General features: G+C 69.1%; 9 protein-coding genes and 1 pseudogene. 7 read left to right on the top strand and 3 right to left on the bottom strand.

Annotated elements, in window-relative coordinates; translation table 11 throughout:
• Window positions 1-128 precede the first annotated feature (128 nt).
• Window positions 129-1,235, bottom strand: coding sequence for a BMP family protein (locus tag AB1K56_RS03920; protein ID WP_371204662.1), 1,107 nt, complete (start codon window positions 1,233-1,235; stop codon window positions 129-131).
• 219 nt (window positions 1,236-1,454) lie between these two features.
• Window positions 1,455-2,573: a mannose-1-phosphate guanylyltransferase gene (locus AB1K56_RS03915; protein ID WP_136587059.1), complete on the bottom strand. Its 1,119-nt coding sequence runs from the start codon at window positions 2,571-2,573 to the stop codon at window positions 1,455-1,457.
• Between the two features lie 227 nt (window positions 2,574-2,800).
• Here AB1K56_RS03915 and sdhC point away from each other — a divergent pair, with 227 nt between their 5' ends.
• From sdhC to trpS, 7 genes are all read left to right on the top strand, one after another.
• Window positions 2,801-3,235 (top strand): succinate dehydrogenase, cytochrome b556 subunit, encoded by a 435-nt coding sequence (gene sdhC / locus AB1K56_RS03910; RefSeq protein WP_013583715.1) that lies wholly within the window; start codon window positions 2,801-2,803, stop codon window positions 3,233-3,235.
• Window positions 3,235-3,693, top strand: coding sequence for a succinate dehydrogenase hydrophobic membrane anchor subunit (locus AB1K56_RS03905; RefSeq protein WP_371204661.1), 459 nt, complete (start codon window positions 3,235-3,237; stop codon window positions 3,691-3,693). The genes sdhC and AB1K56_RS03905 overlap by 1 nt, the downstream gene beginning before the upstream one ends.
• A 46-nt stretch (window positions 3,694-3,739) precedes the next feature.
• A complete protein-coding gene (gene sdhA, locus AB1K56_RS03900) occupies window positions 3,740-5,569 on the top strand; it encodes a succinate dehydrogenase flavoprotein subunit (protein WP_371204659.1) in 1,830 nt (609 codons plus the stop codon).
• Between the two features lies 1 nt (window position 5,570).
• A complete protein-coding gene (locus AB1K56_RS03895; protein ID WP_136587062.1) occupies window positions 5,571-6,356 on the top strand; it encodes a succinate dehydrogenase iron-sulfur subunit in 786 nt (261 codons plus the stop codon).
• A 277-nt stretch (window positions 6,357-6,633) separates the two neighbouring features.
• Window positions 6,634-7,833, top strand: a complete 1,200-nt coding sequence (locus AB1K56_RS03890; RefSeq protein ID WP_371204658.1) for a YihY/virulence factor BrkB family protein — start codon at window positions 6,634-6,636, stop codon at window positions 7,831-7,833.
• A 158-nt stretch (window positions 7,834-7,991) separates the two neighbouring features.
• Window positions 7,992-8,840 carry an exodeoxyribonuclease III gene (locus tag AB1K56_RS03885; protein ID WP_136587063.1) on the top strand — a complete coding sequence of 283 codons (849 nt, stop codon included), beginning with the start codon at window positions 7,992-7,994 and terminating at the stop codon, window positions 8,838-8,840.
• 43 nt (window positions 8,841-8,883) lie between these two features.
• Window positions 8,884-9,888: a tryptophan--tRNA ligase gene (gene trpS, locus AB1K56_RS03880; protein WP_371204657.1), complete on the top strand. Its 1,005-nt coding sequence runs from the start codon at window positions 8,884-8,886 to the stop codon at window positions 9,886-9,888.
• Between the two features lie 337 nt (window positions 9,889-10,225).
• Here trpS and AB1K56_RS03875 read toward each other — a convergent pair.
• Window positions 10,226-10,353: pseudogene (locus AB1K56_RS03875) on the bottom strand (IS481 family transposase); the annotation flags it as partial.

Raw genomic sequence — 10,353 nt, 5'->3', positions numbered from 1 at the left:
GAGGCGTCCGACGAGACCGACCCGCTTCGTGGGCGGATCGGTGTCTGGGGAGGAGGGGCTGCGGCGCCCGTTCCATGAGGAGGGGAGGCCGGCATCGCGCCGGCCTCCCCCGTGAAGAGCGTGTGCTCTCAGCCGGCCAGGTAGGACTCGACCTTGATCTTGCCGCTGATGATGTCGGCCTTCAGGGCGTCCACCTTCGACGACAGGTCGGCCGGAACCCGGTCGGACCAGTCGTGGTACGGGGCGAGGCCGACGCCGTCGTTCTCGAGCGTGCCGATGAAGGGAGCGGTGTCGAACGAGCCCTCGCCCGCGGCGACGATGGCGTCCTTGGTACCCACGTCGATGCCCTTGAGGATCGAGGTCAGCAGGAGGCTGCCGATGGAGGGGTCGGTCTCGAACACGTCGGCGTCGACGCCGACGAGCGCGATCTCACGACCGGAGTCCTGGATGGCGACCGCGGCCGACTGGTAGATCGGGCCGCCGACGGGCAGGAGCACGTCGACGTTCTGGTCGATGATCGCCTGCGCGGTCTGACGCGCGGTGTCGTTGGCCTCGAAGCCACCCGTGAACGAGCCGTCCTTGGCGGTGCGGTCCCAACCGACGACGCGCACGGAGGCGTTGTTGTCGGTGTTGTACTTCTCGACACCCTGCGCGAAGCCGTCCATGAAGATGGTGACGGTCGGGATGTTCATGCCGCCGAAGGTGCCGACGACGCCGGTCTTCGAGGTGCCCGCGGCGAGGTAGCCGGCGAGGTAGGCCGCCTGAGCGGTGTCGAAGATGATCGGCTTGATGTTGGGGGCGTCGGTCTTGCCGTCGAAGTTCTGGTCGACGGTGTCGTCGATCGAGACGTACTGAACGTCGGGGTTCGCCGTGGCGGACTCGAGCGCCGCGGGGGCGAGCAGGAAGCCGACGGTGATGATGGTGTTGCAGCCCTGGTCGACCAGGTTCTGCAGGTTCGACGCGAAGTCGGTCTCGGACTGCGACTGCACCTCGATGGGCTTCTTCGAGCCGAGCTCGGAGGCGGCGGCGTCGAGGCCCTCCTTGCCGAGCTGGTTGAACGACTTGTCGTCGAACCCACCCGAGTCGGACACCATGCAGGGCAGGTAGTCGCTGGCGCCGGCGGCGGCACCACCGGATGCGCCGTTGCTCTCGGGTGCGGCGCCGCAACCGGCGAGCAGCGCGGCGGCGCCGATCATGGCGAGGCCGCTGACGACGGCCTTCTTCGTGGTCTTCACGAATGGTCCTCCAAGACGGATGCCCCCAACGGGTTCGGGGGACGATCCCGTCACGTTACCTACTGTGTCGGCGCGCTTGCGCGCCCGGAGCCCCCGCGTGCGCCAATGGTTACAAAGACGCAATCTCGCGTCACGCCCCGGCCATACGGCCGCACGAAGAAGAGACCGGATGCCACGGGGTGTGGCATCCGGTCCCAACGAGGAATCCGCGTCCCGGCCCTAGAGAACGTCGCCCCGACCGGTGAGCTTGAGCGCGTCGACGACGCCCTTCACGCGCTGCGCGTTCTCGCTCGTGGTCACGAGGAGCGCGTCAGGGGTGTCGACGACGACGATGTCGCGCACGCCGATGAGGCTGATCACGCGCTTGGTCTGCGAGACCACGATGCCGCTGGAGGCGTCGGAGAGCACGCGGGCGTCTTCTCCGAGGATCGCGAGCTCGTTGCGACCGCCCGAGGAGTTGAGCTTGGAGAGGCTGGCGAAGTCCCCCACGTCGTCCCAGTCGAAGTGACCGGGGATGACGGCGAGGCGCCCCTTCTCGGCGGCCGGCTCGGCGACGGAGTAGTCGATGGCGATCTTCTTGAGGCCCGGCCAGATGCGGTCGACGGCGGGGCCGCGGCGGTCGCGGTCGTCCCACGCCTCGGCGAGCTCGAGCAGCCCCGCGTGCAGCTCCGGCTCGTTGACGGCGAGCTCGGCCAGCAGCACGTCGGCGCGGGTGATGAACATGCCGGCGTTCCACAGGTAGGCGCGGTCGGAGAAGTACTGCTTCGCGGTCTCGAGGTCGGGCTTCTCGACGAAGCGCTCGACCATGTACGCCTCGGGGGCGTCGTCGACGATCAGCTCGTCGGACTGCTTGATGTACCCGAAGCCGACGGAGGGCTCGCTCGGCTGGATGCCGATGGTGCAGATGTATCCGGCCCGCGCGACGGCCACGGCCTGGCGCACCGCGAAATCGAACTGGCGCGTCTGGCGGATGACGTGGTCGGCAGCGAACGACCCGATGATGACGTCGGGCTCGCGGCGCACGAGGATGGCCGCCGCGAGGCCGATCGCGGCGGAGGAGTCGCGCGGCTCGGACTCGAGGAAGACGTTGTGGTCGGGGACCCCCGGCAGTTCCCGCTCCACGGCGGCGCGGTGCGCGCGCCCCGTCACGACGGCGATGCGATCGGCGCCCGAGAGCGGGGCGAGGCGATCCCACGTGTCGCGCAGCAGCGTCTGGCCCGACCCGGTGAGGTCGTGGAGGAACTTGGGGGCGTCGGCACGCGACAGCGGCCACAGGCGGCTGCCGATCCCTCCGGCGGGGATCACGGCGTAGAAGTCGTCGATAGCGATGTCGGCCATGGCTCCGACCCTACTGCCCGTGTGCACGCGCGCTTTTCGGCACGATCACGGGTGAATGACGACGCCGGAACGCGGGGATGACGGCATCCGGAGATATCTCGATGTCGAGAGAGTCTTAGGCGGCCCTAATCCCCGCCGTTCATAGCCCGGACGTAGTATTTGCTAGCGCCCGTGTGACGCCTGGACCCGTGGGGGTCCCGCACCGTGTTCGATCAGGGAGGACGACCGTGTCAGCACCAGCACGTGCCACGCCGTCGGTGAAAGAGACCACTTCGAAGAGGCCTCGGGGCACTCTCTACCGCGGCCGTGAGGGCATGTGGTCGTGGGTCCTGCACCGCATCACCGGCGTCGCGATCTTCTTCTTCCTCCTCGTGCACATCCTCGACACGGCGCTCATCCGCGTCTCGCCCGAGGCGTACGACGCCGTCATCGGCACCTACAAGAACCCGATCATGGGTCTCGGCGAGGTGGCCCTCGTCGGCGCGATCGCGTACCACGCGTTCAACGGGCTGCGCATCATCCTGGTCGACTTCTGGCCGTGGGCCACGCGCCACCAGCGTCAGCTGTGGTGGGGCGTACTCGGCCTCTGGGTCGTCACGATGCTCGGGTTCACCCCGCGCCACCTGATCAACGTCTTCAGCGCCGTCACCGGGAGCCACTGATGTCCGTCGCCCAAGAAGCCGCCACGATCCCCGCGCCCCGCACGCCCGCCGTGCGCAAGAAGGGCACCAACCTCGAGAAGTGGGGCTGGATCTACATGCGCGCCTCCGGCGTGCTGCTGATCGTCCTGATCTTCGGCCACCTCTTCGTCAACCTCATGACGGGCGAGGGCATCCACCAGATCGACTTCGCGTTCGTCGCGGGCAAGCTCGCCTCGCCGTTCTGGCAGTGGTGGGACGTGCTGATGCTGTGGCTCGCCCTCATCCACGGCGCCAACGGCATGCGCACGATCGTGAACGACTACGTCACGAACGCCAGGATCCGCACAATCCTCGTGGGCTCGCTGTGGGTGTCGGCCGCGTTCCTGATCCTCCTCGGCACGCTCGTCGTCTTCACCTTCGACCCCTGCCTCGGCGTCACCGAGAGCAGCTCCCTGTGGGACGTGTGCCAGGCGGCGTGAGCCCTCGGCATCCCTTCTTTCCCCTGACAGCAGAGGTATCGCACACGTGAGCACTCAGACCAGCTCGGACTCGATCGTCAAGGACGGCGTCCACTACCACCAGTTCGACGTCGTGATCGTCGGCGCCGGCGGCGCCGGCATGCGCGCGGCCATCGAGGCCGGCCCCGGCGCGAAGACCGCCGTCATCTCGAAGCTCTACCCCACCCGCTCGCACACCGGTGCGGCGCAGGGCGGCATGGCCGCGGCGCTGGCCAACGTCGAAGAGGACTCGTGGGAGTGGCACACCTTCGACACCATCAAGGGCGGCGACTACCTCGTCGACCAGGATGCCGCCGAGATCCTCGCGAAAGAGGCCATCGACGCCGTCATCGACCTCGAGAACATGGGCCTGCCGTTCAACCGCACGCCCGACGGCAAGATCGACCAGCGTCGCTTCGGCGGCCACACCGCCGACCACGGCAAGACCCCCGTGCGCCGCGCGTGCTACGCCGCCGACCGCACCGGTCACATGATCCTGCAGACGCTGTTCCAGAACTGCGTGAAGCTCGGCATCAACTTCTTCAACGAGTTCTACGTGCTCGACCTCATCACGGTGAAGGATGCCGCGGGCAAGACGCAGGTCGCCGGCGTCGTCGCGTACGACCTCGCCACCGGCGAGCTGCACGTCTTCCAGTCCAAGGCCGTGGTGTTCGCCACCGGCGGCTTCGGCAAGATCTTCAAGACGACCTCGAACGCGCACACCCTCACCGGGGACGGCGTCGGCATCGTGTGGCGCAAGGGCCTGCCGCTGGAGGACATGGAGTTCTTCCAGTTCCACCCGACCGGCCTCGCCGGTCTCGGCATCCTGCTCACCGAGGGCGCCCGCGGCGAGGGCGCGATCCTGCGCAACGCCAGCGGTGAGCGCTTCATGGAGCGCTACGCCCCGACCATCAAGGACCTCGCTCCGCGCGACATCGTCGCGCGCTGCATGGTCCAGGAGGTGGCCGAGGGCCGCGGCGCCGGCCCGCACCGCGACTACGTGCTGCTGGACTGCACGCACCTGGGCGCCGAGGTGCTCGAGACCAAGCTCCCCGACATCACCGAGTTCGCCCGCACCTACCTGGGCGTCGACCCGGTCGTCGAGCCGGTGCCCGTCATGCCGACCGCGCACTACGCGATGGGCGGCATCCCCACCAACATCAAGGCCGAGGTGCTCGCCGACAACGACACCGTCGTTCCGGGCCTGTACGCCGCCGGCGAGTGCGCGTGCGTCTCGGTGCACGGCTCGAACCGCCTGGGCACCAACTCGCTGCTCGACATCAACGTCTTCGGCAAGCGCGCCGGCCGCAACGCCGTCGAGTACGTCAAGAACGCCGACTTCGTGCCGCTGCCCGAGGACCCGGCCGCCGAGGTGCGCGGACTCATCGAGGGGCTGCGCAACAACAACGGCACCGAGCGCATCGCCGTGCTGCGCAAGACGTTGCAGGACGAGATGGACAAGGGCGCGCAGGTGTTCCGCACGCACGAGTCCCTCGCCCACGTCATGGACGTGATCGCCGACCTGCGCGAGCGCTACAAGAACATCCACGTCGACGACAAGGGCAAGCGCTTCAACACCGACCTGCTCGAAGCTGTCGAGTTGGGCTTCCTGCTCGACCTCGCCGAGGTCGTCGTCTACTCGGCGCAGAACCGCGAGGAGAGCCGCGGCGGCCACATGCGCGACGACTTCCCCACGCGCGACGACGAGAACTACATGCAGCACACCATGGCGTACCTGTCGGGCGACCCGCACTCGTCGCACCCCGCCGACCACATCGAACTCGGCTGGAAGCCCGTGGTGTTCACCAAGAACGAGGCCGGGGAGCTGCGCTACCCGCCGCTGGAGAGGAAGTACTGAGATGGCATCCACCGTCATCGAGCAGGTCGACACCTCGGAAGAGGTCGAGCAGACTCCTGAGGACACCGGCATCCAGTCGTTCCTCGTCACCTTCAACATCCGCCGCTTCGATCCCGAGGTCGACGACGAGCCCCGCTGGGTCGACTACGACGTGGAGCTGTACTCCACCGACCGCGTGCTCGACGCCCTGCACAAGATCAAGTGGGAGGTCGACGGCTCGCTGTCGTTCCGCCGCTCGTGCGCGCACGGCATCTGCGGATCGGATGCCATGCGCATCAACGGCCGCAACCGCCTGGCCTGCAAGACGCTGATCAAGGATCTCGACATCTCGCAGCCGATCTACGTCGAGGCGATCAAGGGCCTGCCCCTCGAGAAGGACCTCATCGTCGACATGGAGCCGTTCTTCGCCTCCTACCGCGAGGTGCAGCCCTTCCTCATCTCGAACTCGAAGCCCGAGCCCGGCAAGGAGCGCATCCAGTCGATCGTCGACCGCGAGGTCTTCGACGACACCACGAAGTGCATCCTCTGCGCCGCGTGCACCTCGTCGTGCCCCGTGTTCTGGACCGACGGGCAGTACTTCGGCCCCGCCGCGATCGTCAACGCGCACCGCTTCATCTTCGACTCGCGCGACGACGCGGGCGACGTGCGCCTCGACATCCTCAACGACAAAGAAGGTGTGTGGCGCTGCCGCACGACCTTCAACTGCACCGAGGCGTGCCCCCGCGGCATCGAGGTCACCAAGGCCATCGCCGAGGTCAAGCAGGCTGTCCTCCGCGGCGGTCGCTGACCCTTCTGCCTCGAACGGCGGGTGCGCTCCGGCGCCCCGCCGTTCGGCGTTCCCGGGGCGTGACCTGCTCGTGCACGGGCGGGGAATAGCGGATGCCGCGCGCCCGCTGCTGCGCGGGGAGGGAGACGCGGCGAGCGGCGGGGGCAGGTGCCGGGGCGAGCGGCGGGGCGGGTGCCGCGGCCAGCAGCGGGACGGGTGCCGCGACGAGCGGCGGGGGCGGGTGCCGCGAGGTGCGGAAGTCCGCGGGCGGGCGGCATCCCTTCAGTAGGCTCGACGGGTGACCGAGACCCACGCCGACCCGCGACCGCTGCCCGCGGTGCGCGACGACGACCCGTCTCTGCGCAACAGGTTCGAGGCGGCGCAGGTCGCCGTTCGCGAGCGTCTCGACCAGCCGATCGCGCGCGCCGCGAAGATCGCGCAGTGGTTCCCCATCCGCGTGTGGCGGCACTTCCTGCAGCACAACGGGTTCCTGCTGGCCGCCGGGATGAGCTACCAGGGACTGTTCGCCGTGTTCTCGGCGCTGTACCTCGCGTTCGCGGGGGTGGGGATCTGGCTGGGCGGGAGCCCCGCCGCGATCAACGGGCTGATCCGCATCATCAACAGCTACATCCCGGGGCTCATCAGCGAGAACGGGCTCGTTCACCGCGAGCAGGTGGAGTCCGTCGCCCAGGACAGCGGCCGCCTGCTGACCATCACCGGCGTCGTCGCCGGCGTGGTGGTCGTGTGGACGACCATCGGATTCGTCACCTTCACCCGTCGTGCCGTGCGCGACACCTTCGGCCTGCCCTTCGACATGCGCAACTACGTGATGCTGAAGGCCCGCGACTTCCTCGCATCCATCCTCTTCGGGGTCTCGCTGCTCGTCGGCGCCGTCCTCGGCTCGGTGACCACCGGCGCCGTCGATCTCGTGTTCGGGCTGATCGGGTGGGATCGCGAGACGCTCGGCTGGTCCATCGGCGCGCGGCTGGTGTCGCTCGTGGTCGCGTTCGGCATCAACACCGTCGCCCTCGCGTCGCTCTTCCGCTTCCTGACGGGCACGACGCTGTCGTGGCGCCGCGCGTGGCCGGGAGCGATCGTCGGAGCGACGGGGATGGTCGTGCTGCAGGTCGGCGCGGGGTTCCTGTTCGTCTACACGCCGTCGAACCCCCTGCTGGCGACGTTCACGGTGCTCATCGGATTCCTTCTGTGGTTCCGCTTCATCGGCATCGTCATCCTCGTCTCGGCCGCCTGGATCGCCGTGGCCGCCGGCGACCGCGACGTGCCCCTGCGCTCCCCCGAGGATCGCCGCGCCATGGAGCAGGCGGCCCTCGTGATCGCGGCGCAGGTGGGGGTCCGCGAGGCCGAGAAGGCGCTCGCGCTGTCGCGCTGGCCGTGGCGCTGGCGCGCGCGACGCCGTCTCGCGGCGGCGGAGAAGGTGCTCGCGCGCGCGGAGGCCGACGTCCCGGCTCCGCGCCGCATGTCGCTGCTGCCGGACTGAGCGCTCGGTCGTTCGGCGCTCGGGCGTGCGGGCGGGTGGGCGCACGGGCGCTGGTGCGCGGGCGTGAGGGTGGGCGCCCGGGCGCGCCTCGGCCCTCCGTCGCAGCGGCGACGACGACGGCTCGGACCGATGTCGGAGGTCGCGGTTAGGCTCGTCGGGTGGCTCGTTCCGTGCGTATCGTCTCCGTCAACGTCAATGGCATCCGTGCCGCCGTCCGCAAGGGCATGACCGAGTGGCTCGACGCCTCCGGCGCCGACATCGTCGCGCTGCAAGAGGTGCGGGCGACCGCCGCGCAGCTGGCCGAGGCCCTGCCGGGGTGGCAGATCGTCAACGACGAAGCGCTGCAGAAGGGCCGCGCCGGGGTTGCGATCATCAGCCGACTCCCGGGCGTCGCCACGCGCACGCACCTGGGTCCGGAGCCGCTCGACGCCTCCGGCCGCTGGATCGAGACCGACTTCGACATCGACGGCGAGACGGTCACCATCGTCAGCGCCTACGTGCACAGCGGAGAGGTCGACACCCCGAAGCAGGATGCCAAGTGGCTCTTCCTCGATGCGATGGAGCGCCGTCTCGTCGAACTCGCCGCCGAGCGCGAGCTGGCACTGGTCGCCGGTGACCTCAACGTCGGTCACCGGGAGCTCGACATCAAGAACTGGCGGGGCAATCGCAAGAACGCCGGCTTCCTCCCCCGCGAGCGCGCCTACTTCGACCGCTTCTTCGGTCCGGCCGGCCAGCAGGTCGAGGGCGTCGACGGATCGACCGGCACGGGCCTGGGGTGGATCGACGTCGGCCGCCGCGCCATGGGCGAGGTCGACGGCCCCTACACGTTCTGGTCGATGCGCGGCAAGGCGTTCGACACCGACAGCGGCTGGCGCATCGACTATCACGTCGCCACCCCCGCTCTCGCCGAGCGGGTCACCTCGTATCGCGTCGACCGTGCCCCGTCGTACGACACGCGGTGGAGCGATCACTCCCCCGTCATCGTGGATTACACCCTCGGGCGCTGAGCCGGCGACCACCGCCGCGCGACGCGCCGCCTAGGATCGAACGGTGACCACCGAGCGCCTCTACTCCGGAATGCAGCCCTCCGCCGACAGCCTCCAGATCGGCAACTACATCGGGGCCCTGCTGCAGTGGCGCGACCTGCAGGACGAGTACGACGCGTTCTTCTCCGTCGTCGACCTGCACGCCCTCACGCAGCCCGGCGACCCCGCCGAGCGTCGCGAGAAGACCCGCCGCACCGCCGCCCAGTACATCGCCGCGGGCATCGAGCCCTCGCGGTCGACGCTGTACGTGCAGTCGCACGTGCCCGCGCACGCCGAGCTGCAGTGGGTGCTGTCGACGCTCACCGGCTTCGGCGAGGCCGGGCGCATGACCCAGTTCAAAGACAAGTCGGCCCGCTACGGCACGGACGCCACGAACGTCGGACTCTTCACCTACCCGGTGCTGATGGCCGCCGACATCCTGCTGTACCAGACCGACGTCGTTCCCGTCGGCGACGACCAGAAGCAGCACATCGAGCTCACGCGCGACCTCGCCGAGCGTTTCAACCAGCGCTTCGGTGAGACCTTCACGGTGCCCAAGCCCGTGATCCAGCGCGAGACCGCGCGCATTTACGACCTGCAGAACCCCACGTCGAAGATGTCGAAGTCGGCCGAGTCCGACGCGGGCGTGCTGTGGCTGCTCGACGACCCCAAGGTCAGCGCGAAGAAGATCATGCGCGCGGTGACTGACTCCGAGGGCGCGGTCCGATTCGACCGCGACGAGAAGCCAGGCGTCTCCAACCTGCTGGTGATCTATTCGGCCCTGACCGGTCGCGAGATCACCGCGATCGAGGACGAGTACGCCGGCCGCGGCTACGGCGACTTCAAGAAGGGTCTCGCCGAGGTCGTCGTGAACGAGTTCGAGCCGGTGCGCGAGCGCGCCCTCGAGCTGCTCGACGACCCCGCCGAGCTCGACCGCGTGCTCGCGGTGAACGCCGGCAAGGCGGCATCCGTCGCCGAGAAGACCCTCTCCGACGTCTACGACCGCATCGGACTGCTGCGCCGCGGCTGACCCGCTCCGCTCGACGCCCGCGCGCTCCCTCGGGGGCGTGCGGGCGTCGGCGTTCCGCGCGGGTGGCGTCACCTTGGGTGGCGGCCGCTCCGCCCGATGGGTCCTCTCGGCGCTGTTCGTCGGCCTCCCCGCCACAACGCAGGAGATTCTGTTCACCGTCGCCGTGTCGGCCCTCGGGGGTGCTGTCGGCGCGTGGATTCTCCTGCGTTGTGGCGCCACGCATCCCGGGCCCGGGCCCGCACGGGGCCGGCACGCACGGCGGGGCGCCCTCGGCACGGGGTGAGTCCGCGTCAGACCCAATGCAGGAAATCGACGGCAATACACGACTCCGCACGCCCTAGCTGTGATGTCCGGAAAGGTTGTTGTCGATCCTGCGGATGGGCGGGGCTCCGATCGCGGAGTGGTGCCTGTGATGATTGTAGAAGTGCAACCAACCCGGCAGCGCCGCGCGGCGTTCGGCTTCTG

It is taken from the genome of Microbacterium sp. BWR-S6Y (assembly GCF_041379845.1).
Lineage (GTDB): Bacteria > Actinomycetota > Actinomycetes > Actinomycetales > Microbacteriaceae > Microbacterium > Microbacterium hydrothermale.
The sequence above is the reverse complement of the archived record's forward strand: the minus strand, read 5'-3'. Positions and strand labels throughout refer to the sequence as shown.

Excerpts from the sequence above, each read along its gene's own strand:
- AB1K56_RS03915 (WP_136587059.1), bottom strand. The coding sequence starts at position 2,573 with ATGGCCGACATCGCTATCGACGACTTCTACGCCGTGATCCCCGCCGGA.
- AB1K56_RS03905 (WP_371204661.1), top strand. The coding sequence starts at position 3,235 with ATGTCCGTCGCCCAAGAAGCCGCCACGATCCCCGCGCCCCGCACGCCC.
- AB1K56_RS03895 (WP_136587062.1), top strand. The coding sequence starts at position 5,571 with ATGGCATCCACCGTCATCGAGCAGGTCGACACCTCGGAAGAGGTCGAG.